This is a genomic window from Rhodoferax sp., from assembly GCF_010365055.1.
In the GTDB taxonomy this organism is placed as follows: domain Bacteria; phylum Pseudomonadota; class Gammaproteobacteria; order Burkholderiales; family Burkholderiaceae_C; genus Rhodoferax.
Genome location: NZ_JAAFHA010000022.1, coordinates 19678 through 44910, shown reverse-complemented (window position 1 = coordinate 44910; position 25233 = coordinate 19678). Strand labels below are relative to the sequence as shown.

At 55.5% G+C, this 25233-nt stretch carries 23 protein-coding genes and 1 tRNA gene; all 24 read right to left on the bottom strand.

Going from position 1 to position 25233, the window contains the following annotated elements:
- Positions 1-2952 (bottom strand): NAD-glutamate dehydrogenase domain-containing protein (locus GZ093_RS07590; RefSeq protein WP_296484310.1); only part of this gene is annotated, 2952 nt, incomplete at its 3' end.
- 134 nt (positions 2953-3086) lie between these two features.
- Complete coding sequence (locus GZ093_RS07585; RefSeq protein ID WP_296484308.1) at positions 3087-3536, bottom strand: DUF1178 family protein; 450 nt, start codon at positions 3534-3536, stop codon at positions 3087-3089.
- A gap of 7 nt (positions 3537-3543) precedes the next feature.
- The gene (locus GZ093_RS07580) at positions 3544-4149 is read right to left on the bottom strand and encodes an NUDIX hydrolase (protein ID WP_296484305.1); all 606 of its coding nucleotides are present in this window, start codon (positions 4147-4149) and stop codon (positions 3544-3546) included.
- Between the two features lie 124 nt (positions 4150-4273).
- Complete coding sequence (gene nuoN / locus GZ093_RS07575; protein WP_296484303.1) at positions 4274-5761, bottom strand: NADH-quinone oxidoreductase subunit NuoN; 1488 nt, start codon at positions 5759-5761, stop codon at positions 4274-4276.
- A 38-nt stretch (positions 5762-5799) separates the two neighbouring features.
- On the bottom strand, positions 5800-7275 hold the full coding sequence (locus GZ093_RS07570; RefSeq protein WP_296484299.1) for an NADH-quinone oxidoreductase subunit M: 1476 nt from the start codon (positions 7273-7275) through the stop codon (positions 5800-5802).
- Between the two features lie 13 nt (positions 7276-7288).
- Entirely contained in the window at positions 7289-9295 is a 2007-nt protein-coding gene (gene nuoL / locus GZ093_RS07565; RefSeq protein WP_296484296.1) for an NADH-quinone oxidoreductase subunit L, read from the bottom strand.
- Positions 9296-9299: 4 nt separating this feature from the next.
- Positions 9300-9608: an NADH-quinone oxidoreductase subunit NuoK gene (gene nuoK, locus GZ093_RS07560; protein ID WP_011463804.1), complete on the bottom strand. Its 309-nt coding sequence runs from the start codon at positions 9606-9608 to the stop codon at positions 9300-9302.
- Complete coding sequence (locus GZ093_RS07555; RefSeq protein WP_296484289.1) at positions 9605-10261, bottom strand: NADH-quinone oxidoreductase subunit J; 657 nt, start codon at positions 10259-10261, stop codon at positions 9605-9607. Before GZ093_RS07555 ends, nuoK begins: the two co-directional genes overlap by 4 nt.
- A 52-nt stretch (positions 10262-10313) precedes the next feature.
- Entirely contained in the window at positions 10314-10847 is a 534-nt protein-coding gene (nuoI, locus tag GZ093_RS07550; protein WP_296484286.1) for an NADH-quinone oxidoreductase subunit NuoI, read from the bottom strand.
- Positions 10848-10859: 12 nt separating this feature from the next.
- Positions 10860-11942: an NADH-quinone oxidoreductase subunit NuoH gene (gene nuoH / locus GZ093_RS07545; RefSeq protein WP_296484283.1), complete on the bottom strand. Its 1083-nt coding sequence runs from the start codon at positions 11940-11942 to the stop codon at positions 10860-10862.
- On the bottom strand, positions 11939-14074 hold the full coding sequence (gene nuoG / locus GZ093_RS07540) for an NADH-quinone oxidoreductase subunit NuoG (RefSeq protein WP_296484280.1): 2136 nt from the start codon (positions 14072-14074) through the stop codon (positions 11939-11941). The genes nuoH and nuoG overlap by 4 nt, the downstream gene beginning before the upstream one ends.
- A gap of 26 nt (positions 14075-14100) precedes the next feature.
- Positions 14101-15474, bottom strand: a complete 1374-nt coding sequence (nuoF, locus tag GZ093_RS07535) for an NADH-quinone oxidoreductase subunit NuoF (protein ID WP_296484277.1) — start codon at positions 15472-15474, stop codon at positions 14101-14103.
- The gene (gene nuoE, locus GZ093_RS07530) at positions 15474-15962 is read right to left on the bottom strand and encodes an NADH-quinone oxidoreductase subunit NuoE (protein WP_296484276.1); all 489 of its coding nucleotides are present in this window, start codon (positions 15960-15962) and stop codon (positions 15474-15476) included. The genes nuoF and nuoE overlap by 1 nt, the downstream gene beginning before the upstream one ends.
- The gene (locus GZ093_RS07525) at positions 15959-17212 is read right to left on the bottom strand and encodes an NADH-quinone oxidoreductase subunit D (RefSeq protein ID WP_296484316.1); all 1254 of its coding nucleotides are present in this window, start codon (positions 17210-17212) and stop codon (positions 15959-15961) included. The genes nuoE and GZ093_RS07525 overlap by 4 nt, the downstream gene beginning before the upstream one ends.
- A gap of 7 nt (positions 17213-17219) precedes the next feature.
- Complete coding sequence (locus GZ093_RS07520; RefSeq protein ID WP_296484274.1) at positions 17220-17828, bottom strand: NADH-quinone oxidoreductase subunit C; 609 nt, start codon at positions 17826-17828, stop codon at positions 17220-17222.
- Positions 17829-17838: 10 nt separating this feature from the next.
- On the bottom strand, positions 17839-18318 hold the full coding sequence (locus GZ093_RS07515; RefSeq protein WP_296484272.1) for an NADH-quinone oxidoreductase subunit B: 480 nt from the start codon (positions 18316-18318) through the stop codon (positions 17839-17841).
- Positions 18319-18322: 4 nt separating this feature from the next.
- Complete coding sequence (locus GZ093_RS07510) at positions 18323-18682, bottom strand: NADH-quinone oxidoreductase subunit A (protein ID WP_296484270.1); 360 nt, start codon at positions 18680-18682, stop codon at positions 18323-18325.
- Positions 18683-18743: 61 nt separating this feature from the next.
- Positions 18744-18828: transfer RNA gene (locus tag GZ093_RS07505), tRNA-Leu, on the bottom strand.
- Between the two features lie 113 nt (positions 18829-18941).
- The gene (gene secG, locus GZ093_RS07500) at positions 18942-19295 is read right to left on the bottom strand and encodes a preprotein translocase subunit SecG (RefSeq protein ID WP_296484268.1); all 354 of its coding nucleotides are present in this window, start codon (positions 19293-19295) and stop codon (positions 18942-18944) included.
- A 37-nt stretch (positions 19296-19332) separates the two neighbouring features.
- Entirely contained in the window at positions 19333-20076 is a 744-nt protein-coding gene (tpiA, locus tag GZ093_RS07495; RefSeq protein ID WP_296484266.1) for a triose-phosphate isomerase, read from the bottom strand.
- Positions 20073-21068 carry an NAD(P)H-quinone oxidoreductase gene (locus GZ093_RS07490; protein ID WP_296484264.1) on the bottom strand — a complete coding sequence of 332 codons (996 nt, stop codon included), beginning with the start codon at positions 21066-21068 and terminating at the stop codon, positions 20073-20075. The genes tpiA and GZ093_RS07490 overlap by 4 nt, the downstream gene beginning before the upstream one ends.
- 71 nt (positions 21069-21139) lie before the next feature.
- Positions 21140-23260 (bottom strand): polyribonucleotide nucleotidyltransferase, encoded by a 2121-nt coding sequence (pnp, locus tag GZ093_RS07485; RefSeq protein ID WP_296484262.1) that lies wholly within the window; start codon positions 23258-23260, stop codon positions 21140-21142.
- Between the two features lie 201 nt (positions 23261-23461).
- A complete protein-coding gene (gene rpsO / locus GZ093_RS07480; protein ID WP_296484260.1) occupies positions 23462-23728 on the bottom strand; it encodes a 30S ribosomal protein S15 in 267 nt (88 codons plus the stop codon).
- A 155-nt stretch (positions 23729-23883) separates the two neighbouring features.
- A complete protein-coding gene (locus tag GZ093_RS07475) occupies positions 23884-25140 on the bottom strand; it encodes a branched-chain amino acid ABC transporter substrate-binding protein (protein WP_296484313.1) in 1257 nt (418 codons plus the stop codon).
- Positions 25141-25233 lie beyond the last annotated feature (93 nt).

The following is a 25233-nucleotide window of genomic DNA, read 5'->3' as shown; positions in this document are numbered from 1 at the left end:
GTTGCCAAAAACGTCGCCCGACATGTCGCCAATACCGACGACGGTGAACGGTGTGGTTTGCGTGTTGACCGACAAGGCGCGGAAATGCCGCTTGACAGACTCCCAGGCGCCGCGCGCCGTGATGCCCATTTTTTTGTGGTCGTACCCGACCGAGCCACCCGACGCAAAGGCGTCGCCCAGCCAGTAGCCATACTCGGCCGACACGCTGTTGGCAATGTCCGAAAACGAGGCAGTGCCTTTGTCGGCCGCCACCACCAGATACGGGTCATCCGGGTCATGACGAACCACCTTGGTCGGTGGCACCACCTGGCCTTGCACCAGGTTGTCGGTCACGTCCAGCATGCCCGATAGCAGAAGTTTGTAGCAGGCGATACCCTCGGCCCTGTAAGCATCACGGTCACTGGCAGGTGGCGCCTTCTTCAGAACAAAACCGCCCTTGGAGCCCACCGGCACGATGACGGTGTTTTTCACGTGCTGGGCTTTGACCAAACCCAATATCTCGGTGCGGAAGTCTTCCGGCCGGTCTGACCAGCGAAGGCCGCCGCGGGCGACTTTGCCAAGGCGTAAGTGCAGGGCCTCCACGCGCGGCGAACAGACCCAGATTTCGAACAAGGGCTTGGGCTCGGGCACACCCGGCAACTCCCGCGGATTGAGCTTGAAGCTCAGGTAGGGCTTGCCGACACCGGCTTGCGTGGTTTGCCACGCGTTGGTGCGCAGGGTGGCCATCACGCTGGCATAGAACTGACGCAGAATTCGGTCTTCATCCAGGCTCGCGACGCCGCTCAGGAGAGCTTCAATGCGTTGGCCAATTCGCTGCTGCACATCGCTGCGATCCGCCTCGCGCGACGGGTCAAAACGGACCTCAAACAACGCGCTGATTTCCTGCGAGATCAGGGCATTCTTGTACAAGGTCGCTTCGATGTAGCTCTGACTGAAAGCAAACCCCAACTGCTTGAAGTAGCGCGTGTAGGCGCGCAGCACAGCAATGGCGCGGGCGTCCAGACTGGTGTTGAGAACGAGCTTGTTCAGGTCGTCACTTTCCACCTCGCCCTTCCAGGCTTGAACAAACAGCTCCTCAAAGCGGGATTTGATGACGGAAAGCTCGGTGCCGGTCGGCAACTGAAGCCCCAAATCATGAATCCAGAACACTTCACTCTCCCCCCCGTGGCCATGGCCGCTGCTGACACGGTAGGGCTGTTCGTCCAACACGCGCGCGCCCATGCGTTCCAGCACCGGTAGGGAATCAGACAAAGCGACTTTGGAGATGGTGTAAATCTTGAAACGCAGCAGGCCTGCTGCAGCGTCCAGCGGACGGTACAACTTGACGGCCAGCGGCGAACTGGTCGTCAAGGCGGCCAGCGCCTGCCCATCTTCAGCCCCAGCCTGGGTCGAAAAATCTTCACGGTAAGCGGTGGGGAAGGCATTGGCAAAGCGATGCGCCAGCGTCAAGCCTGCGCCCTCGCCATGGGTATGCAGCAGCTCTTGCGTGCAATCATCTTCCCAGCGCTGCGCCAGCCGGGCAATGCGCGATTCAAGGGTACGCAGGTCAAGATCTTTGGGCACCTGCTCCTTGGCCCGCACCAGGTAGTGGATGCGCGCCATCGGGCTGTCGGTGAGCATCGGCGTGAACTCAATCGACTGTCCGTCCAGGGCGCTGGTCAACTCCTGACCAATCTTGACGCGCAACTCGGTGTTATAGCGGTCACGTGGCACAAATACTTGCACCGAGGTAAAGCGCCCAAACGGGTCATTGCGCAGGAACACGCGCGTGCGCTGGCGCTCCTGCAACCGCAAAATGCCAATCGCATGCTCAGCGAGCGTGGCGGCATCGGTCTGGAACAACTCATCGCGCGGGTAGGCATCCAGAATCGACTGCAGCGACTTGGCGGCATGGCTGTCGGGCACCACGCCCGCGGCGGCAGTCACCTCGGCGGCGCGACGGCGCACTTGCGGAATGTCGCTGACAGGCGCCGAGTAGGCAGTGGAGGTATACAAACCCAGAAACCGCGCCTCGCCCACCACCTGACCCGCAGCATCAAAGCGCTTGACGCCGATGTAGTCCAGCCAGGCGGGGCGATGCACGGTGGCGCGCGTCATGGCCTTGGTAATGAGTACCAGTTGGTCGGAGTCGAGAAAAGCCACGGCATCGGCTGGAAGTTCACTGACCGGCGTGTGAACCTCTCCACGCAGCACGCCCAGGCCAGATTCGGGAATGGCAACCAGAGTCACGGCATCGACATCACGCACCACCCTGTAGTCACGTGCCCCCAGAAAGGTGAAGTGTTTGGCTTCGAGCCAGCGCAAGAACTCAACGCCTTCTTGCTGATTGACAGATGACAGCGGCGACTGTGCCGAGGCATCGGCCAAGGCTTGCAGCCGACTGAGCATCGGTCGCCAGTCCTGCACAGCAGCACGCACATCACCGAGGATGCGCGCCAACTCGCTCGCCATTGCGGCACGATCGGCCTCACTCACAATGCGGTCGCATTCCACCAGAATGAACGACGCCATCGGGCTGGCAGGCTCGCCGTTGTGCGCTGCGTTGGCGGTCTTGATCAAGTGGCCTTGTTGATCGCGTTGCACACTGAGCAGCGGATGCACAATCCAGTGCGCGGTACGGCCGCTGCGGTTGACGGCCATGGTGACAGAATCGACCAAAAAAGGCATGTCGTCGTGAACAATCTGAATGGCGGTGTGCTCGCTCACATAGCCATCTTCCGCCAGGGTCGGATTGAATACGCGAATCCTGGCACCTTGCGGTGCGCACGGACTGTCCGCCAAGCGCCAGTGCGCGTTGGCAATAGCAAACAAAGTCGCCGGCCCACGGGCCTGTATCTCATCCGGGTCAGCGCTCTCGAAATAAGCCAATACGAAATCAGCGAGCCGGTCGGCAGCAGGCCCAGCATGCTCCTGGGTATAGGTCAGCAGCTCGGTAAGCGCAGGATGGATCATGGTATCTCCGGTTGAACTTTGGTGATCCAAATTCTAGGCCTGCAGGCCTGAGTTGAGTCATCTTTGGTCACTGGCTCATGGCGTTATGCAAGAGTCGCATCACCCCGGCCCGCCAACGATGCAACAAGCCAACGCTACTGCAACTGACCCTTGAGGGCGACCGGCAGCGACAAGGGCATCACAGCAATGCCTTCCTCAATGAGTGACTCGGTTTCGGCGCGAGTGGCCTGGCCGCGAATGCCGCGCTCCTTGGCCTCGCCGTAATATATCTTGCGTGCTTCCTCGGCAAAACTGTCGCCGACGTCATCGGTGTTGGCCACAATGCGGCGGGCGAGCGCCATCCAGGCAAGTTGCATTTCTTGCTCTGCGCCATCCGGCCGGGCGGCGTCCACCGCTGGTAATGGCTCGCCGCGACCACTGCCCAAGTTGAGGCGCGGTGCGCTCAGCCGCTTGCTGATCGATCCGTCGCCACAGACGGGGCACTCAACCAGGGCCCGCTCGCGCTGATCCAGGAAGTCATCTTCGGATGCGAACCAGCCTTCGAAAACATGCTGGTTACGACACTGAAGGTTCAAAACTCTCATGGCGCCATTATCCAGCGCGAACCGGCACCGCCGCTGGATGCCAGTTTAAAACCCAGGCACCAGACAGAACGTTCTGCAACCACAAGGCCGCCGTCAGGGTTTTGCCGTCCGTGATCGTGCCATCCCGGCACCATTGCAGCAACTCTGTCGGGCTGGCTGTAAACACATCCAGAAACTCACCTTGATCGAGTTGTCGCTCGCCAGACGTCAAACCGCGCGCAAACCAGATATCGATGAATTCCGTTGAGTAAGAAACGACCGGGTGCAGTACACCCGCCCTCGCCCACTCGGACGCCGTAAAGCCGGTTTCTTCCAGAAGCTCGCGCTGGGCGCAAAGTTGAAGGTCTTCACCTGAATCGAGCTTGCCCGCGGGAAACTCGACCATCACCTGGCCTACCGGGTAGCGAAACTGGCGCTCAAGCACGACTCTGATTCCACCCCCTGCATCTTCAAGAAGAGGAACGATCATGACGGCGCCAGGATGCACAATATATTCGCGAGTGGCTGTCCCCCCATCGGGAAGTTTGACAGTATCGCGAAACGCGTGAAGAAAATGGCCTTTGACCAGCTCTTCACTGCTGAGTTTCTCTTCGACTAAATGGCGATGATCCATGACAGGTCGCAAGACTTGATCGCGCCAATCAAGAGGCAATATACGCCAGCACTGCGCACAGTTTGCGAGTGGCGAGACTCGATCTGCTCAATTCCAGCAGGCAGATCTGACGCCAAGCCCTTTATCAGGTGCCCAGCATTTGGACGACCGCGTTGGCGCACAAAGTCATAAGGCCACCGGGCAGAAGACCCAGCAACAGCAACAGTGCGCCATTCAGGGTCAACACAGCGCGAACGTCCAGCGGAGCCGATACGATGTTGGTCGACGTTGGCTTGTCGAAGTACATCACTTTGATCACACGCAAGTAATAGAAGGCACCAATCAATGACATCATGACGGCGAACACGGCAAGACCGATGTTAAAGGCGCCACCGGAAGCCACCAAGGCCTGTAACACCGAAAGTTTGGCGTAAAACCCAACCATGGGCGGGATGCCAGCCAACGACAAAAGACAAACAGCCATCACGCCAGCATAAAGCGGGCTGCGCTCGTTCAGTCCGGCCAGATCAGCGATCTCTTCACTCTCGAAACCGTCACGAGCAAGCAACAGGATGACCCCAAAACTTGCCAGCGTTGTCAGCACATAAGTGATGACATAGAACATGGACGAGCTATACGCATTGGCGGCATAGTGAATATCACCATTCACCACACCCGACATCAAACCCAGCAAAACAAAACCCATGTGAGAAATGGTTGAGTACGCCAGCATGCGCTTGAGATTGGTCTGTGCAATGGCCGCCAGATTACCAATCAGCAGCGAACCAACTGACAAAACCATCAACATCTGTTGCCAATCAATCGCCAAGGGCAACATACCCTCAACCAATAACCGAATGCAGATGGCAAACGCCGCCAGCTTGGGAGCGCCGCCTATCAGCAGGGTCACGGCAGTAGGTGCGCCCTGGTAAACGTCAGGGATCCACATATGAAAGGGAACCACACCAAGCTTGAAAGCCAGACCGGACACCACAAACACCAAGCCGAACACCAAAACCTGATGCTTGATTTGGCCTGAATTGATCGCCTTGAACACCGCATTCACATCGAGCGACCCAGTGGCGCCGTACATCATTGACAGCCCATAAAGCAGAAAGCCCGACGCCAGCGCGCCCAACACGAAATACTTCATGGCTGCTTCAGTAGCAGTGCCATTGTCACGCCGCAAGGCTACCAGCGCGTAGCTCGACAACGTCAGCAACTCAAGCCCCAAGTAGATGACAAGAAAGTTATTGCCGGAGATCATGACAAACATGCCCAGCAGACTAAACATACTCAAGGAGAACATCTCACCGCCGCGTAACATGTCACGATCGCCCGCATAGGGTCGGCCATAAACCAAGGTCACCATCATGGCAATGGAGGCAAAGCATTTGAGCCAGTTGCCCATCGGGTCGCTAACGACCATGTTATTAAAGCCATAAACGGTCACACCGCCAACGGCATAACTCGCCTGCAACGCAGCAACGATGGCCAGTGTCAGCAGGGACAGCACGTAGGTCTGCGTGCGCCGTGGACTTTTCACGCCAAGATCGGCCAGCGCGATGACGCAAGCCATGATGAGCAGGATGATTTCGGGATAAACCGAAATCCAACTGAGTTTGTCGATCATGTTCTATCTCTTAATTCAATTTGGTCGATTCAGACTGATCAAATCAGCTTGGACAGCGCTACGTGCTTGAGCAACTCCATCACCGATGCATCCATCACATCGGTAAATGGTTTCGGATAGACACCCATATACAGGACCGCGATTGCCAGCAGGGTCAGCATCAAGAATTCGCGACTGTTAATGTCTTTCAAGGCCTTGACGTGATCATTGGTGACCGGGCCGAGGTAAACGCGCTTGAACATCCACAGGGTGTACGCTGCGCCAAAAATGAGCGCACTGGCAGCGCCAAAGCCTAACCAGAAGTTGGCCTTCACGGCGCCCAGGATCACCATCCACTCGCCAACAAAACCGGCCGTGCCAGGCAAACCGCAATTCGCCATTGCAAACAGCAGAGCAAAGGCCGTGAACTTGGGCATCTTATTGACCACGCCACCGTAACTGGCGATCTCACGCGAATGAACCCGGTCATACAGCACACCGATCGACAGAAACATGGCAGCCGACACAAAACCGTGCGCAATCATCTGCACCACGCCGCCTGACACGCCCAGGTCATTGAAGATGAAAAAGCCCAGGGTCACAAACCCCATATGTGCAACAGAAGAATAGGCCACCAGCTTCTTCATATCCTTTTGCACTAACGCCACCAGACCGACATAAACGACAGCGATCAACGACAAAGCGATCATCAACCAGGCCCATTCCCGCGCGGCATCCGGCGCAATCGGCAATGAAAATCGCAAAAAGCCGTAGGCACCGAGCTTGAGCATGATCGCCGCCAGCACCGCCGACCCGCCGGTTGGCGCCTCCACGTGCACATCCGGCAACCACGTGTGGACCGGCCACATCGGCACTTTGACAGCGAATGCAGAAAGAAACGCAAAGAACAACATGGTCTGCGCCGTGCCACTCAGCGGCAGTTGGTGCCACGTCGCCAAATCAAAACTGCCACCTGACTTGGTGTACAGGAAGATCAAGGCAATCAGCATCAGCAGTGAGCCAAGCAAGGTATACAAGAAGAACTTGAACGCTGCGTAAATCTTGTTCGGTCCGCCCCAGATGCCAATGATTAAATACATCGGGACCAGCGTTGCTTCAAAGAACACATAAAAAAGCATGCCATCGAGCGCACAAAACACACCAATCATCAAGCCGCTCAAAATGAGGAAGGCGCCCATGTATTGGTTGACGCGCCGGGTAATTGATTCCCAACTGGCAATGATGACCACAACATTGATAAATGCCGTCAGCAATACAAACCAGATTGAAATCCCGTCAACACCCAGGTGATAGTTGACATTGAAGCGCTCGATCCAAGGCGCCTTCTCAACGAACTGCATGGCAGCCGTGCCAAGTTTGAAACCGCCATACAAGGGCAAGGTGACAAGAAAACTGACAATGGCGCCGATCAGTGCGATCCAGCGCACGGTGCGCGCCTGATCATCTCGACCAAGTGCCAGCAGCACGACACCAAAAACAATTGGTGTCCAAATAGCCAGGCTCAACAATCCCATTTTTCTTATTCTCCTACTTGAGCCAGACGAAATACGTCATCAGCACAAAAACACCCAAGATCATGACCAGCGCATAGTGATACAGATAACCTGTCTGCACCCTCCGAATCACGCCGGATACCCAAGCGACCCCTTTCCAAGAGCCATTGACAATCGCACCGTCAATCAGGGCTTCATCGCCACCCTTCCACAAGCCGGTGCCCAGAGCCCGCATAGCACGAGCCAAAATATTTTCATTGAACCAGTCCAAGTAATATTTATTTTCAAGCAGCGTGTATATTGGCTGGAAGCGGCGTTTGATGGCCGCGGGCAATGCAGGATTGACCAGGTACATGTAGTAGGCGCTGGCCACCCCTGCCAGGGCAAGCCAGAATGGCATGGTCCTGAGCGCATGCAAAGCCATTTGCACGGGTCCGTGGAACGCTTTGGCCAGCTCCTCCATGGCAGCGTGCTTCTCCGCATCAATAAAGATGGCATCCTTGAAAAAATCACCAAACAACATGGGCTGAATGGTCATGAAGCCAATCACCACCGAGGGGATCGCCAGCAGGATCAGTGGCACCGTCACCACCCACGGTGACTCATGCGGATCGTGATGTTCGTTGTGGTGACCATGATGGTGAGCCTCTGGGTTCTGATCGAAACGCTCCTTGCCGTGGAACACCAAGAAATACAATCGGAAGGAATAAAATGCTGTCACAAAGACACTGGCCAACACCGCAAACGAGGCGAAGCCCGCACCGGGGAGATGACTCTCCAGCACCGCTTCAATAATGCTGTCCTTGGAATAAAAACCTGCAAAGAAGGGCGTGCCAATGAGGGCCAGCGATCCCAGTAGCGTAGTAATCCAGGTTACTGGCATGTACTTGCGTACCCCACCCATCCAACGGATGTCCTGGTTATGGTGCATGCCCATGATCACCGAACCCGCAGCCAAGAACAACAGTGCCTTGAAGAACGCGTGCGTCATCAAGTGAAAGACCGCCGCGGAATAGGCAGACGCCCCAAGCGCCACCGTCATGTAGCCAAGCTGAGACAGCGTTGAATACGCCACCACACGTTTGATGTCGTTCTGGATGACACCCAAAAACCCCATGAACAAGGCCGTGATGGAACCGATCACCATGACGAAGTTGAGCGCCGTGTCGCTGAGTTCAAACAGGGGTGACATACGCGCCACCATGAAAATGCCAGCTGTCACCATCGTCGCCGCGTGGATCAACGCCGAGATTGGAGTGGGACCTTCCATGGAATCTGGCAACCAAACGTGCAACGGAAACTGGGCCGATTTACCCATGGCGCCAATAAACAGGCAAATACAGATGACTGTAATGAGCATCCAGTTTGTGCCTGGGAAATTCAGTTTTGCCAAGTCATCCGCGCGGGCGAATGCTTCTGTGTAGTTCAGTGTTCCTGCGAAAGCAACAATCAATCCAATTCCAAGGATGAAGCCAAAGTCACCGACTCGATTGACCAGAAACGCCTTCATGTTCGCAAATATGGCAGTCGGTTTGTTGAACCAAAACCCGATCAACAAATAAGACATCAAGCCGACTGCCTCCCAGCCAAAGAAAAGCTGCAGCATGTTGTTGCTCATGACCAGCATCAGCATGGAAAAGGTGAACAGCGAGATATAGGCAAAGAAACGGTTATAGCCTTCGTCCTCTTCCATATAGCCGATGGTATAGATGTGGACCATCAAGGACACAAATGTCACCACGCACATCATCATGGCGGTCAGGCCATCAACGAGGAAGCCGATCTCCATTTTGAGTCCGCCCACCACCATCCAGGTATAGATAGTCTCATTGAAGCGGGCGCCGTCAATTGCCACGCTCTTGAGCGTCAGCGCAGAGAGAACAAATGCCAGTAACACGCCCAGAATGGTCAGCGAATGCGACATGCGACGACCGATCCAGTTGCCGCCGAACTTGGTACCAAGAACACCGGCCAGAACGGCACCGACCAACGGCGCCAGTGGCACCGCCAGAAGCGTTGAAGCGGAAAGGGTTTGACTCATCTTATTAACCCTTGAGCGTATTAAGTTCATCCACATTGATGCTTGACTTGTTGCGGAACAACAGCACCAAAATGGCTAGACCGATTGCTGACTCAGCAGCAGCAACAGTCAGGATAAAAAACACAAATATTTGCCCATGCATGTCTCCCAAATAGTAGGAGAAAGCCACGAAATTGGTATTGACCGCCAGCAGCATCAGTTCGATCGCCATCAACAGAACAATTAAATTTTTCCGATTAAGAAAAATACCAATCACTGACAGCGCAAACAACATGGCGCCGAGCGACAGAAAATGTCCAAGGGTTAGAGTCATTCCTTTTTCTCCGCATTCATACTTGCCGCGTCGTCCATCAGCGCCACCTTGGTGGCGTCCATCTTGAGCACGACCATCCGATCTTTGGCTTTCACCCGCACTTGGACGGATGGGCTCATCTGCTTGCTGTCCTTGCGCTGGCGCAAGGTCAACGCAATAGCTGCAATCATCGCCACCAGGAGAATCGCTCCAGCAATTTCGAGTGGGTAGACATATTGGCTGTAAAGAATCTTGCCAAGTTCACGGGTATTGGATAACTCAACACCTGCCTGACCGATTGCGACGGCGCCTTGCGGCTCATCCATGACGCGAAATCCACCCATTAATACCGCAGCCATCTCAAGCGCAATAACGACGCCGACCATGGCTGCTAACGGGAAATGTTTCCAAAAGCCTTCGCGCAAACCATCCACTTTGATGTCCAGCATCATCACCACAAAAAGGAACAGCACCATCACGGCCCCGACATACACCAAAACCAGCGCAATCGCCAAAAATTCAGCCTTGAGCAACAGCCAAATTGCCGCCGCCTGAAAAAATGCCAGTACAAGGTACAAAACGGCGTACACCGGATTGCGAGAAGTAATAACTCGGAAGGCGGCAAATAGCAGCACGATCGAGAAAAAATAGAAAAAACCCGTCTTGACGTCCATGTGTCGTTACTTTTTTCCGGTGTTCAAAAGGTGAGAGCTGCGCATGAGGTGGCTAGCGGTATTTCGCATCAGCCGCCCGGGCTGCCGCAATCTGGGGTTCGTAGCGGTCGCCCACCGCCAGCAGCATGTCCTTCGTGAAATAGAGGTCGCTACGGGATTCGCCGTGGTACTCAAGGATCGAGGTTTCCACAATAGAGTCGACCGGGCAGCTCTCTTCACAAAATCCACAGAAGATGCACTTATTCAAATCAATGTCGTAGCGCGTCGTTCTCCGCGAGCCATCGGCGCGAACCTCTGATTCGATGGTGATCGCCATCGCTGGACAAATAGCTTCACACAGCTTGCAGGCAATGCAACGCTCTTCACCATTTTCGTAACGGCGTAGCGCATGCAGCCCCCGAAATCTGGGCGACAGGGGTGTCTTTTCTTCAGGGTATTCAAGGGTAATCTTGCTGCGAAACGCATATTTGCCGGTCAGCGCAAGGCCTTTGAACAACTCGCCCAGCATGAAACTGGATAAGAAATCTTTCAACGAGAATCCACTCTCGTTTGCGGTTTCAATAGCACTTGAAGTAGGGGTAGACATATACAACTCGAATTACTTCCAAATGTTCCATGAGGTTTGCATCCATCCCCCAACAACAACCAGCCAAACAAGGGTTACCGGAATAAATATCTTCCAACCCAGGCGCATGATTTGGTCATAACGAAATCTCGGAAACGAAACCCTTACCCAGACAAACATAGTCACCACAAAGAACGACTTAAGGCCCAGCCAGATCCATCCCGGAATCCAGTTGAATAAGATGCTATCGATCGGCGACAACCACCCGCCGAGGAACATGATTGTGGCCAAAACCGAAACCAGCCATATATTGGCGTACTCTGCCATCTGGAACATCGCCCAGGACATACCAGAGTATTCGACCATGTGTCCAGCCACAATTTCGGACTCGCCCTCAATCACGTCGAAAGGAAGGCGATTGGTTTCTGCCAGACCAGAAACAAAATAGACCACGAAGATTGGCAACAGCGGCAACCAGTTCCATGACAGGAAGTTAAGACCAATCTCTGCAAAGTAACCCTTGCCTTGACCGGTGACAATATCTGTCATATTCAGACTGGCCGATACCATCAACACCACCACAAAGCAGAAACCCATCGCAATCTCATAGCTCACCATCTGGGACGATGCGCGCAACGCACCCAAAAATGGGTACTTGGAATTCGAAGACCATCCGGAGATGATCACGCCGTACACTTCCATTGAGGTGATCGCCATCAGGAATAGCAAACCAGCATTGATATTGGCTAACGCGATGTCCGGGCCAAATGGAATCACGGCCCATGCCGCCATCGCTGGCATCACGGTCATGACCGGACCCATGTAAAACAAGAATTTTTCTGCCGCCGCAGGTCTGAGCACTTCCTTGCCCATCAACTTCAGAGCATCCGCAATGGGTTGCAACAAACCCCAAGGCCCCACCCGGTTTGGACCCATGCGAATTTGGGCCCAAGCCAGTAATTTGCGTTCCCACAGGGTGGTGTAGGTCACAGCGCCCATGACGATCATCAAGACCAGCGTCACCTTGATCAGAGCCCAAACCACTGGCCAGCCAATTGCGGCCCACCAAGGAGCTGCCAGCAGCCCTTCCCCGAAAGCGAAAATGGTGTCGATCATGCTGCCACCTCCTGCACCATATCATGTGGTTTGGCGTCAGCCGTGAGTTGCAAGCTGGTCGCACGACGCACAATCCCATCCAGCTCATAGATTCCGACAAACGTCGGTGCTACTGCAGCAGGCGTGAGGTCAGCAACAGCTTGCGTTGTATTGTTCAAGATTGCATGAGACAAAAGGACCTCGCCTTCAACTGGCAATCCAGGTACACGACTGAGCACATCTTGCGATGACTCGAACTCAAAATCTGGAACCTCAAGCAAGTTGGCCAATACTCGCAATACCTTCCAGGCCGGGCGGGCTTCGCCCAAGGGCTTAACGACCGCATGAAAGCTCTGAACGCGCCCCTCGGCATTGACAAAGGTGCCTGATGTTTCGGTGAACGGCGCAATCGGTAATAGGACATCACTGAAAGCCATATTGACTTTGAACGGACTCAGCGTAACCACCATCTCTGCCTTGGACAAACCACTTAGAGCCAAGGTGGCTGCGGCTGAATCAAATTCGGGTTCGTTGTTTAACAGAAATACCGCTTTCAGATCACCACGAAGCATTTGCCCAGCATTCAGACCATTTGGTCCGGGCAGGGCGCCCGCGACTTGGACACCCACCGTGTTTGCGGCCTCCGTCAAGTAGCCAACCGTAGCGCCAGTTTGGGTACCAATCCAGTTGGCGAGCGCCAACAGGCTTGAAGCCCTGGCATGATGCGCGGCCGAATTACCCAACAAAACCGCTTTGCGCTCGCCACTCAGCAAGGATTGGGCGATGGCTTTGGCTGCGTCGTCAGCATTGCCGGACACGGGCGACTCAACGCCTTTCTCGGCAGCGACGGCCGCGGCCACATCGGCCAGTGCCTGCACCCAGTTACGAGCGTCACGCTGCATCGTATTGGCTACAGGCATCGCCCAGTCTTCTGCTTTAGAAACAATAGCATTCACTGCACACCCCTTGCGGGCAGCTTGGCGAATCCGTTGGGCGAACAACGGGTGATCCTTGCGCAGACTGGACCCCACTACCAGCACACGCTGGAGATCGGACAAGGACGCAATGGAGGTGCCCAGATAGCGCACGCCTTCAGATGTAGGGAATTCAGAGTTGCGCAAGCGGTAGTCCACGTTCTCGCTACCCAGGCCGCGCATCAAAGCACTCGCCAGAAACGACTCTTCCAGGGTACTGTGCGGGCTGACCAAGGTGCCAATGCTTTGGGCGCCATGTTCTGCCTTGATCTGTTTCAGCCCATTGGCAACATATTCCAACGCAGTTTGCCAATCAACAGAATTCCAGACCCCACCTTGCTTAAGCATCGGGGTGGTCAGACGTTCGTCGCCATTCAATGCCTCATAGGAAAAACGGTCACGGTCTGCAATCCAGCACTCGTTGACCGCTTCATTTTCAAAGGGCACGACGCGCATGACTTTGTTGTTTTTGACCTGCACAATCAGATTCGCACCAGTGGAATCGTGCGGGCTGACGGACTTGCGACGCGACAATTCCCAAGTGCGGGCGCTGTAGCGAAATGGCTTGCTCGTCAGGGCTCCGACCGGGCAAATGTCAATCATGTTGCCGGAAAGTTCGGAGTCAATCGAGTGGCCAATAAAAGTTTCAATCTCTGCATGTTCACCGCGATGCGACATGCCCAACTCCATGACGCCGGCCACCTCTTGCCCAAAGCGAACACATCGGGTGCAATGAATGCAGCGACTCATCTCCTGCATGGAAATCAGGGGGCCAACATCTTTGACCGCCACTACACGCTTCTCTTCTTCGTAACGCGAAGAAGAAGCGCCATAGCCTACTGCGAGATCCTGCAATTGACACTCACCGCCCTGGTCACAAATGGGGCAATCCAGCGGGTGGTTGATCAGCAGGAATTCCATGACCGACTTCTGCGCCTTGATGGCCTTGTCGCTCTTGGTCCGAACAATCATGCCCGGAGCAACCTGAGTCGCACAGGCTGGCATGGGCTTCGGCATTTTTTCTACGTCCACCAAACACATGCGGCAACTGGCCGCAATGCTGAGTTTCTTGTGGTAGCAAAAATGCGGTATGAAGGTGCCGGCCTTTTCGGCTGCATGCATGATCATGCTGCCTTCAGCAATATCCACCTTCTTGCCGTCGAGTTCAATTTCAATCATGTAGGTATGCTCGCTCAGACGCTCGTTCAGACGTACAGCGGGACCATGCAGGTCTTGTGCTCTACGTGGTATTCAAATTCAGGGCGGAAATGTTTGATCATGGCGCGCACGGGCATGGCTGCAGCATCTCCCAGAGCGCAAATGGTGCGCCCCATGATGTTTTCTGCGACGTTGTCAAGCAAGTCGAGGTCCGTGACGCGACCATGACCATTTTCGATTCGGTCCACGACTCGAGACAGCCAACCAGTACCCTCGCGGCAAGGCGTGCACTGTCCACACGATTCGTGCATATAGAAGTAGCTCAAACGCTGCAGACTCTTGACCATGCAACGGCTGTCGTCCATCACAATCACCGCCCCAGAGCCCAGCATCGAACCGGCCTTGGCGATGGAATCGTAATCCATCGTGCAGTCCAACATGAGGCTAGCAGGCAAAACCGGCGACGAAGATCCACCAGGAATGACCGCCTTGAGTTGGCGCCCCTTGCGCACGCCACCCGCAAGCTCAAGCAATTGGGAGAACGGTGTGCCCATTGGTACTTCGTAATTGCCTGGAAGCTCCACATCGCCACTGACGGAGAATATTTTGGTACCTCCATTGTTGGGCTTGCCACACGCCAGATAAGCCTGCCCACCATTGCGGATGATCCACGGCACCGCCGCGAAGGTCTCCGTGTTGTTAATTGTGGTTGGTTTCCCGTAAAGACCAAAACTGGCCGGGAATGGTGGCTTGTAGCGAGGTTGGCCTTTTTTGCCTTCAAGCGATTCGAGCAATGAGGTCTCTTCACCGCAAATATAGGCGCCATAGCCATGCGCAGCATGCAATTGAAAGCTGTAATCACTGCCTAGGATATTGTTGCCAAGAAGACCGGCCGCACGAGCCTCATCCAGGGCCTCTTCAAAACGTAGATATGTCTTGAAAATTTCACCATGGATGTAGTTGTAGCCCACGGAAATGCCCATCGCGTAGGCTGCGATGATCATGCCTTCAATCACCATATGCGGATTGAACTGCAGTATTTCACGGTCCTTGCAAGTGCCTGGCTCTCCCTCGTCGGAGTTGCAGACAAGGTACTTTTGACCGGCATACTGGCGCGGCATGAAACTCCACTTGAGCCCGGTCGGAAATCCAGCGCCGCCACGCCCGCGCAAGCCAGACTCTTTGACGGTTGCAATCACTTGATCCGGCGTCATGCCAGCAGCAGAGTCATCACCGGCCGGGCCGCCGCTTTTTCCGAGCATTTTTCGCAGCGCCTGATAACCACCGCGCGACTCGTAGTCTTTCAAATGCCAATTGGAACCATTCAAATCTGCGTAAATCTGGGGATTGATGTGCCGACCATGAAAACAGGTCTGCACGCCGGTGGCCTGAAACTGGGCGAGTATTTTGTCAGCCAACATTACTTGTCCCCCGCCGCACGCAACCCATCGACCAGTTGATCGAGCTTGTCGTCAGTCATGAAACTGCACATGGTCTGGTCATTCACCAACAGCACAGGTGAATCAGCACAAGCCCCAAGACATTCACATTGCTGCAAGGTAAACATGCCGTCAGGCGTGGTCTCGCCCATTTTGATGTCCAACTTGTGTTCAAGATGCTTGAGGGCCTTTCCGCCATCGCGCAATTGACAGGGCAAATTGGTACAGACATTCAACTTGTATTTTCCAACCGGCTGTTGGTTATACATGTTGTAGAACGTTGTGACTTCATGCACCGCCATCGGGGCCATACCCAAAAATTCGGCCACCTCGACTTCGCTGTCGGCACTGACGAAACCGGCCTCCTGCTGAACAATCGCCAGACACGCCATGACGGCGGACTGCTTCTGGTCCTGCGGGTATTTAGCAACTTCTTGAGCGAAGCGCACTTTTGATTCTTCGGAAATCATCGATCAACTTCCCCAAACACAATATCCAACGAACCAATAATGGCCACCGCATCGCCAATCATGTGCCCCTTCCCCATTTCACCGAGCGCGGCCAGATGGGCAAAGGCAGGTGGACGAATCTTCATGCGGTAAGGCTTGTTGGCACCATCACTGACCATATAGATGCCGAATTCGCCTTTCGGATGCTCAATGGTCGCGTAGGCCTCACCTTCGGGCACAGAAAAGCCCTCAGTAAATAGCTTGAAGTGGTGAATCAATTCTTCCATGTTGGATTTCATGGACTCACGGTTCGGTGGCGCGATCTTGTGGTTGTCGGTTATGACCGGACCGGGATTGACACGTAGCCAATCGACACACTGCTTGATGATGCGGTTGGACTGCTTCATCTCTTCCATGCGCACCAGATAGCGGTCGTAGCAGTCGCCCGTCACGCCCACCGGAATATCAAAATCAAGCTGGTCATAGACCTCATAGGGTTGCTTTTTCCGCAGATCCCAGGCAATGCCGGAACCGCGCAACATCGGACCGCTGAAACCGAGATTCAGAGCGCGCTCTGGGGTAACCACACCAATGCCTACGGTGCGCTGCTTCCAGATGCGGTTATCCGTCAACAGGGTGTGATACTCACCCAGATAAGTCGGGAAGCGCTGCGTAAAGTCATCAATGAAATCAAGCAGGCTACCGTCACGAGCGCGATTGAGTCTTTCAGTGGACTTGGCGCTTCGAATCTTGTTGGGCTGATGCCGTGCCATGGTGTCGGGCAAATCGCGATAGACACCACCCGGTCGGAAGTAGGCCGCATGCATGCGCGCACCACTAACCGCCTCATACATATCCAACAGGTCTTCCCGCTCGCGAAAGGCATAGAGCATGACCGTCATCGCTCCACAGTCCAGCGCACCGGCGCCTACACACAGCAAATGATTGAGTAAACGGGTAATCTCGGCAAACATCACGCGGATGTACTTGGCGCGGGTGGGAACTTCCAGCCCCAGCATCTTTTCAATGGCCAGGCAGTACGCGCTTTCATTGCACATCATCGACATGTAGTCGAGACGATCCATGTAAGGCAAGGCCTGGATGTAAGTCTTGGTTTCGGCGAGCTTCTCAGTGGCCCGATGCAACAATCCGATATGCGGGTCAGCGCGTTGAATCACTTCGCCATCGAGCTCCAGCACGAGGCGTAAAACGCCATGCGCCGCCGGATGCTGTGGCCCGAAGTTAAGGGTGTAGTTTTTTATTTCAGCCATAAAACGCCTAGTGCAAGCCTCCGTAGTTGTCTTCACGGATGATGCGCGGTGTGATTTCTCGGGGCTCAATCGAAACGGGCTGGTACACGACGCGCTTTAGCTCGGCGTCATAACGCATCTCGACATGACCGGAGACTGGAAAATCCTTGCGGAACGGATGGCCGATGAAACCGTAATCGGTGAGGATTCGGCGCAAATCAGTGTGGCCCTCGAAGACAATGCCAAACAGATCAAAAGCCTCTCGCTCGAACCAGTTCGCAGAACTCCATAAATCACACAAGGACTGCACCACCGGCAGACTGTCATCGGGCGAAAATACCTTCAGGCGCACGCGCTGGTTCAGACTCACCGACAAAAGGTGAGACACCACGCAGTAACGCAGCCCGGTTTGCGGTTGATCCTTGTAGGCAGAGTAATCAACACCGCACAAGTCCATCAGTTGTTCAAACCGGCAATTGGGGTCATCCCGCAGGATCTGTGCTGCCTGCAAATAATTCGTACTGTCTACAACAATGGTCAATTCATCCAGTCGAAGCACACTGCTGATGAGCAGATCGCCCAAAGCAGCTTCAACATTGACTTTGATGGTTTCGGGATTCACAGCGAATGAAGTCATCACCAGTCCCTTATGCGCGTGCAATGGTTTGCGTGCGGCGAATCTTGTGCTGCAGCTGAATAATGCCGTACAGAAGCGCTTCCGCTGTAGGCGGGCAACCTGGCACATAGACGTCCACGGGAACGATACGATCGCAACCCCGCACCACCGAATAGCTGTAGTGGTAGTAGCCGCCACCGTTGGCACAGGAGCCCATCGAAATCACACGGCGGGGCTCACTCATTTGGTCGTACACCTTGCGAAAAGCAGGCGCCATTTTGTTACACAGTGTGCCGGCAACAATGATCAGATCTGCCTGCCGTGGACTGGCACGAAACACCTCGGCCCCGAAGCGGCTGATGTCGTAACGGGCATTCGCCGCATGCATCATTTCAACAGCGCAACAAGCCAGCCCAAAGGACATGGGCCAAAGCGATCCGGTCTTGGCCCAATTCATCACCGAGTCGTAACTGGTGGTGATAAAGCCTTCTTTTAATATGCCTTCAATCATCGCATCACTCCCAGTCAAGGGCTCCCTTTTTCCACTCGTAAATAAACCCAACGACGAGAATGGCCAAGAACACCATGACTGACCAGAAACCAAGCGCACCAATATCTTTCAGCGCCACCGCCCAAGGAAACAGAAAGGCAATTTCGAGATCAAACAAAATGAACAGAATGGCAACTAGGTAGTAGCGCACATCGAATTTCATTCGGGCATCGCCGAAGGCTTCGAAACCGCATTCGTAAGGCGAGTTCTTTGCAGCATCGGGGCGATTGGGTCCGAGGATGTACCCAATGATTTGTGGCGCAACACCGACACCGATGCCAACCAGGATGAATAAGAAGATTGGCAGGTATTGATCAAGACTCATAAAAGGAGATTGTGTTCCAAGTATTGGCTTGCTGCATTGATCCACATCAAGCATGTTTATTTGGTGCCGTCGGCGAGACTCGAACTCGCAAAGCTTTCGCCACTACCACCTCAAGATAGCGTGTCTACCAATTTCACCACGACGGCTCATTTGTGTCCGGAATGCACAAAATACCTTGTGCTTTTAGCCCTCCGGACAGAGGCATAGTCTACCCTCAAATCTGCAGATTCTCTGCGATGCCAGGCAATTTCAGCGGCGATTATTTCGATGGAATTTGTGCCGCACCAGACGCTGGCACTGAGGGCGGAACGACCACCGGAACAGGTACTGAAACTGCGGCACCATCAAGCACACTGCCCGAACTCACCGTTGGCCGCACCGTGCCGAAATAAGCAAGCAGCAAGGTGCAAACAAAGAACACCGTGGCCAGCACAGCCGTGGTGCGCGACAGAAAATTTGCACTCCCGCTGGCACCAAAAAGACTGCCCGAACCGCCGCTGCCAAACGCTGCGCCCATGTCTGCGCCCTTGCCGTGTTGCACCAAAATCAAACCCACCATGACAACCGCAGAAATCATCTGCACAGCGAGAAGAATAGTTAATAAAGCGTTCATTGAATACTCCTAGATATATAGCCGCCTATGCTTGAAATCAGCAAGCAGAAGCAATAATTGATAAAAAATCAGAAACCTTGAGTGCGGCTCCCCCCACCAGTCCACCGTCGATATCGGGCTGCGCCAGCAATTGCGCGGCGTTCGCCGCATTCATACTGCCCCCATAAATGATCTGAATGCGATCCGCTTGGTTGGAAGCGGCCTGCAACTGTTGCCGCAGCAGCGCATGCACTTGCTGCGCCTGCTCGGTGCTGGCCGTCTTGCCCGTTCCGATGGCCCACACCGGCTCGTAGGCGACGACGACCTCGCTAATGCAATGGCCATTGACGTGGATCACCGCCGCCAGTTGGCGCTTGACCACTTCTTCGGTCTTGCCAGCTTCGCGCTCAGCCAGCGTCTCGCCGACACAAACAATGGGCGTGATGCCACAGGCCAACGCCCGCTGCACTTTGGCTGCAACAAGGGCATCCGTTTCAAAGTGATATTGACGCCGTTCGGAATGACCAACGATGCAATAACGCACGCTGAATTCTTGCAGCATGGCACCCGAGATTTCGCCCGTGAAGGCGCCTGCCTCATGCTGGGACAGATCCTGCGCACCCAAACCAATGGCGCTGCCAGCCACCAGCGCCTGGCATTGGGCCAGATAAACCGATGGCACACACAACGCGACCTGGCAGGCTGGCGACCCCAGACCAGCCAGCAGACCTTTCACCAAGGCCTCATTGGCAGCCAGGCTGCCGTTCATTTTCCAGTTGCCTGCAATCAGCTTTTTCTTCATGCCACACCCCAAGTCAAAACAATTTTCCCGATGTGCAAATTGGACTCCATCAAGGTGTGTGCCTTGAATGCGTCCTGCGCAGCAAATGTGCTGTGAATGACCGGCTTGATGCGACCCAACTCTATCAACGGCCAGACACTTTTCAGCAGCGCCTGTGCTATGGCCGACTTGAAAGCAACCGGTCGTGCCCGCAAGGTCGAGCCCGTCACCGTGAGCCGTCGACGCAGCACCAGACCCGCGTTGATCTCACTCTTGACGCCACCCTGCACGGCAATGATTACCAGGCGACCATCCTCACTCAAGCATTCGATTTCCTTGGCCACATAGCTGCCAGCGACCATGTCAAGAATGACATTGACTCCCTGGCCGCCGGTCAACCGCTTGACCTCGTCCTGAAAATCGTGCGTCTTGTAGTTGATGGCGTAGTCGGCACCCAAGGCCAGGCAAGCAGCACATTTTTCGTCGCTGCCCGCCGTCACAATGACGCGGGAACCCAGCGCCTTGGCCAGCTGAATACCGGTGACGCCAATTCCACTGGAACCACCCTGAATCAACAAGGTTTCACCCGGCTTCAATTGCGCCCGTTCAAACACATTGCTCCAGACCGTGAACAACGTTTCTGGCAGCGAAGCCGCCTCAACGTCGCTCAGGCCGGCTGGCACCGGGAGGCACTGCCCCACCGGTGCCACGCAAAACTCGGCATAGCCGCCCCCGCTGACCAGCGCACAAACGCGCTCACCCAGCTTGAAGCCAAAGCGCGCCAATTCCTGCGCATCACCGCGTTCAATCGCGCCTGCCACTTCCAGCCCCGGAATATCCGAGGCACCCGGTGGCACCGGGTAGTTGCCCGTGCGTTGCAGCACATCCGGCCGATTGACCCCGCTGGCCGCCACGCGAATGAGCAGTTCACCCGCGCCAGGCACCGGCATGGGACGCTCACCCAGACGCAAAACGTCGGGGGCACCAAAAGCGGATATTTCGATGACTTTCATGATCATTTCAGGCGCTAGCCCCCGTGTTATATGCACAAGGTGCTATCAACTTCATATCAAAAAACAGACCATCAAGCGTGCTCAGGGCCGCCCTGACCCGGACGGTCCAGCAACACCTTCATGGACAGCTTGATGCGACCCTTTTCGTCCGTCTCCATCACCTTGACTTTGACGATCTGACCTTCGGACAAATAGTCTGTCACCTTTTCAACACGTTCGTGTGCGATCTGGCTGATGTGCAGCAAGCCGTCTTTACCCGGCAGCAAATTCACCAAGGCACCAAAATCCAGAATCTTGGTGATCGCGCCTTCGTAGATCTTGCCGATTTCAACTTCTGCCGTGATCTGCTGGATGCGGCGCTTGGCTTCTTCAGCCTTGGCCGGATCGCTTGACGCGATGGTGATGGTGCCGTCTTCGTCGATATTGATCTGGGTACCGGTCTCTTCGGTCAGTGCGCGAATGACAGAGCCGCCCTTGCCGATCACGTCGCGGATTTTGTCCGGATTGATCTTCATGGTGAACAGGCGCGGCGCGAAGTCGGACACCTCGGTCTTGGCCTCGGCCATGGCTTCTTGCATCTTACCCAGGATGTGCATGCGCGCTTCCTTGGCCTGCGCCAAGGCGACCTGCATGATTTCCTTGGTGATGCCCTGGATCTTGATGTCCATCTGCAGCGCGGTGATGCCGTTGGTGGTACCCGCGACCTTGAAGTCCATGTCGCCCAGATGATCTTCGTCACCCAGAATGTCAGTCAGCACGGCGAAGCGATTTTCGTCCTTGATCAGACCCATGGCGATACCCGCCACGTGGGCTTTCATGGGCACGCCAGCGTCCATCAAGGACAGGCAGCCGCCGCAGACCGAGGCCATCGACGAGGAGCCGTTGGATTCGGTGATTTCAGACACCACACGCATGGTGTACGGAAATTCTTCTTTGCTTGGCAGCACGGCCATCAGGGCGCGCTTGGCCAGTCGGCCGTGGCCGATTTCGCGGCGCTTGGGCGTACCGACGCGACCGGTCTCGCCGGTGGCAAACGGAGGCATGTTGTAGTGCAGCATGAAGCGGTCTTCGTAGTCGCCAGCCAGGGCGTCAATGCGCTGGGCATCGCGTTCGGTACCGAGGGTGGTAACCACCAGCGCCTGGGTTTCGCCGCGCGTGAACAAGGCCGAACCGTGGGTGCGGGGCAGCACGCTGTTGCGAATTTCGATGGCACGCACAGTGCGCGTGTCGCGACCGTCAATGCGCGGCTCGCCAGCCAGAATCTGGCTGCGCACAATCTTGGCTTCGATATCGAACAACATGCCTTCAACGGCGACGCTGTCAAACGGAACACCGTCGAGTTTCAGGTCAGCCATCACGACGGCGTACGCTTCGCGGCAGGCGCGGGTACGGGCTTGCTTGTTGCGAATCTGGTAGGCCGCAGCCAGTTTTTCGCTGGCCAGCGCGCCAACTTTGGCAATCAGTGGCTCGTTCTTGGCGGGCGCTTTCCAGTCCCACACCGGCTTGCCGGCGTCACGCACCAGTTCGTGAATCGCGTTGATGGCGATATTGCCCTGCTCATGACCGAACACCACAGCGCCGAGCATGATTTCTTCACTCAGTTGCTTGGCTTCAGATTCGACCATCAGCACAGCGGCTTCGGTCCCGGCCACTACCAGGTCCATGACGGAATCTTTGCGGGCAGTCTGACCAGGATTGAGCACGTACTCGCCATTGATGTAACCGACACGGGCGGCGCCAATCGGGCCGCTAAAGGGAATGCCGCTGACGGATAGCGCGGCACTGACTGCGATCAAGGCAGCGATGTCCGCGTCCACTTCAGGGTTCAAGGACAGCGTATGAACAACGACATGCACTTCGTTGAAGAAGCCTTCTGGAAACAGCGGACGGATCGGACGGTCGATCAAGCGGCTGGTCAGCGTTTCAAACTCGCTGGGACGGCCTTCGCGCTTGAAGAAGCTTCCCGGAATCTTGCCTGCCGCATAAGTTTTCTCGAGATAGTCCACGGTCAAGGGGAAGAAGTCCTGACCGGCTTTGCCTTCGGTCTTGGCAACGACCGTGGCCAACACCACGGTGCCATCCATGTCCAGCAGCACGGCACCACTGGCTTGCCGCGCGATTTCGCCGGTTTCCATGGTGACGGTGTTTTGACCCCATTGGAAGGTCTTCGTAACTTTGTTGAATATGCTCATTTTTATCTCCTGGTCAATTTGGGAAGTGCAGGCCACCTCGCCCGAGCCCGGATTACGCCTCACAGAACACGATGCCATTCCAGGGAAATTCAAATCGAATTCATCTGGAATGACACAGCTTCGCTCCGCTTTCAGCTTCTCCGAAGTAAAAAACGCCTGAGCTAGTAACCTAACTCAGGCGTTCATCATTTGATTCAACGATTACTTGCGCAGACCCAGCTTGGCGATCAAGGCAATGTAACGGTCAGCGTCTTTGGACTTCAGGTAGTCGAGCAACTTACGGCGACGACTCACCATGCGCAGCAGACCACGACGACCGTGGTGGTCTTTGGCGTGGGTCTTGAAGTGAGGCATGAGTTCATTGATGCGGGCGGTCAGCAGCGCAACTTGAACTTCGGGACTGCCGGTATCGCCGGCTTGACGTGCGTTGTCTTTAACGACAGCGGCTTTAATGCTGGATGCGATCATGATTATTTCCTGTTTGATGTGAACTTGCGTCAGGCGCTGGAACTGCCCCTGACGTGCACTGCTGCAATTTGCAGAGCCTTGGATTATAGCCAGCCCGCCAAACTGCCCCCTCATGCCGGTCTTGGCCACAGATAGGCGGCCCCTCCCCGCTTCGTTTATTCCAGAGGTCTCTGCATTTTGCAGGTGGTGGGCAACTCGGCGCGGCTGGCAGCAATGCTTTTGACCACCCGAAAGCCGTAGCCCGAACCTTCGACATCAAACTTCACGCCGGGCGCGCCTTGCCGGTCCATCACGCCCACCACCAGCGGCTGTTGAAACTGGTGGTCAAGCGCTCGCATCGTCCCGGTTTGTCCACCAAAAGTGACGCTAGCCCGCTCCAACTGGACCGCAACAGCTATTGAATCAGTAGTCCCCGCTTTCTCGATCGCCTGCGCCAGGGACTCCACCATCAGTTGCATGCGCATGTGCACATAGTCGTCGGCCGGCTTCGGGAAACGCTGCCGGAAGGACTGGTAAAAGGCTTCGCTTTGCTTTGTGGCCACATTGGGCAACCAGTCGGCCACGGCGACCACCTTGCCAATGCCCGCATCGCCAATCGCCGCTGGCGCACCCAGCGCGTTGCCGTAGAAGGTGTAAAACTTGCCCTCGAAGCCGACTTCTTTCGCCGCCTTGACCAGCAGCGTCAGGTCGTTGCCCCAGTTGCCGGTAATGACCGCCTGCGCGCCACTGGCCTTGATTTTGGCGGCATAAGGCAAGAAGTCCTTCACGCGACCCACCGGGTGCAGTTCGTCGCCCACCAGTTCGACATCCGGACGCAAAGCCCCGAGTTGGCGCCTGGCTTCCTGCGCCACGGCATGACCGAAGCTGTAGTCCTGGCCAATGAGGTAGACCTTCTTCAGGTCCTTGTCCGATTTCAGAAGCTCCATCAATGCGGTCATGCGCATGTCGGCATGCGCGTCAAATCGAAAGTGCCAGAAACTGCATTTCTCGTTGGTCAATATGGGATCGACCGCCGAGTAGTTCAAAAACAGCACGCGCTTGCCCGGCACGCGTTCGTTGTGCTTGTTGATGGCATCAATCAGCGCGGCGGCCGTCGCCGATGAATTGCCCTGCACGATGAATTGCGCGCCGTCGTCAATGGCCGATTTGAGTGCCGTCAGAGCCTCCTCGTTCTGGCCCTTGCTGTCGTAACGCTCAATGGCCAATGGGCGATTGCCCGCGGTCGAATCGGCAGAAGCCGCAAGCTTGATGCCGCCGCGCGCATTGACGCGCTCCACCGCCCAGATCAGGTTGCGAAACACCGCCTCGCCGGTGTTGGCAAACGGGCCGCTCAGGCCTTCGATCATCGCGATCTTGATCGGCGCTGGCACGGCTTGTGAAAACGACAGGGTTGACGTGCACAAAGCCGCCATCAGCAGGGCCAGGGCCTTGCGGGAAAACATGAACATACTGAAATCTCTCTGGCATACCGCCGTATCTGGCCCAGACGCGGCACCGGCGGTGCT

Excerpts from the sequence above, each read along its gene's own strand:
- GZ093_RS07585 (WP_296484308.1), bottom strand. The coding sequence starts at position 3,536 with ATGAGAGTTTTGAACCTTCAGTGTCGTAACCAGCATGTTTTCGAAGGC.
- GZ093_RS07580 (WP_296484305.1), bottom strand. The coding sequence starts at position 4,149 with ATGGATCATCGCCATTTAGTCGAAGAGAAACTCAGCAGTGAAGAGCTG.
- nuoN (WP_296484303.1), bottom strand. The coding sequence starts at position 5,761 with ATGATCGACAAACTCAGTTGGATTTCGGTTTATCCCGAAATCATCCTG.
- GZ093_RS07570 (WP_296484299.1), bottom strand. The coding sequence starts at position 7,275 with ATGGGATTGTTGAGCCTGGCTATTTGGACACCAATTGTTTTTGGTGTC.
- nuoL (WP_296484296.1), bottom strand. The coding sequence starts at position 9,295 with ATGAGTCAAACCCTTTCCGCTTCAACGCTTCTGGCGGTGCCACTGGCG.
- nuoK (WP_011463804.1), bottom strand. The coding sequence starts at position 9,608 with ATGACTCTAACCCTTGGACATTTTCTGTCGCTCGGCGCCATGTTGTTT.
- GZ093_RS07555 (WP_296484289.1), bottom strand. The coding sequence starts at position 10,261 with ATGGACGTCAAGACGGGTTTTTTCTATTTTTTCTCGATCGTGCTGCTA.
- nuoI (WP_296484286.1), bottom strand. The coding sequence starts at position 10,847 with ATGTCTACCCCTACTTCAAGTGCTATTGAAACCGCAAACGAGAGTGGA.
- nuoH (WP_296484283.1), bottom strand. The coding sequence starts at position 11,942 with ATGATCGACACCATTTTCGCTTTCGGGGAAGGGCTGCTGGCAGCTCCT.
- nuoG (WP_296484280.1), bottom strand. The coding sequence starts at position 14,074 with ATGATTGAAATTGAACTCGACGGCAAGAAGGTGGATATTGCTGAAGGC.
- nuoF (WP_296484277.1), bottom strand. The coding sequence starts at position 15,474 with ATGTTGGCTGACAAAATACTCGCCCAGTTTCAGGCCACCGGCGTGCAG.
- nuoE (WP_296484276.1), bottom strand. The coding sequence starts at position 15,962 with ATGATTTCCGAAGAATCAAAAGTGCGCTTCGCTCAAGAAGTTGCTAAA.
- GZ093_RS07525 (WP_296484316.1), bottom strand. The coding sequence starts at position 17,212 with ATGGCTGAAATAAAAAACTACACCCTTAACTTCGGGCCACAGCATCCG.
- GZ093_RS07520 (WP_296484274.1), bottom strand. The coding sequence starts at position 17,828 with ATGACTTCATTCGCTGTGAATCCCGAAACCATCAAAGTCAATGTTGAA.
- GZ093_RS07515 (WP_296484272.1), bottom strand. The coding sequence starts at position 18,318 with ATGATTGAAGGCATATTAAAAGAAGGCTTTATCACCACCAGTTACGAC.
- GZ093_RS07510 (WP_296484270.1), bottom strand. The coding sequence starts at position 18,682 with ATGAGTCTTGATCAATACCTGCCAATCTTCTTATTCATCCTGGTTGGC.
- secG (WP_296484268.1), bottom strand. The coding sequence starts at position 19,295 with ATGAACGCTTTATTAACTATTCTTCTCGCTGTGCAGATGATTTCTGCG.
- tpiA (WP_296484266.1), bottom strand. The coding sequence starts at position 20,076 with ATGAAGAAAAAGCTGATTGCAGGCAACTGGAAAATGAACGGCAGCCTG.
- GZ093_RS07490 (WP_296484264.1), bottom strand. The coding sequence starts at position 21,068 with ATGAAAGTCATCGAAATATCCGCTTTTGGTGCCCCCGACGTTTTGCGT.
- pnp (WP_296484262.1), bottom strand. The coding sequence starts at position 23,260 with ATGAGCATATTCAACAAAGTTACGAAGACCTTCCAATGGGGTCAAAAC.
- rpsO (WP_296484260.1), bottom strand. The coding sequence starts at position 23,728 with ATGATCGCATCCAGCATTAAAGCCGCTGTCGTTAAAGACAACGCACGT.
- GZ093_RS07475 (WP_296484313.1), bottom strand. The coding sequence starts at position 25,140 with ATGGCGGCTTTGTGCACGTCAACCCTGTCGTTTTCACAAGCCGTGCCA.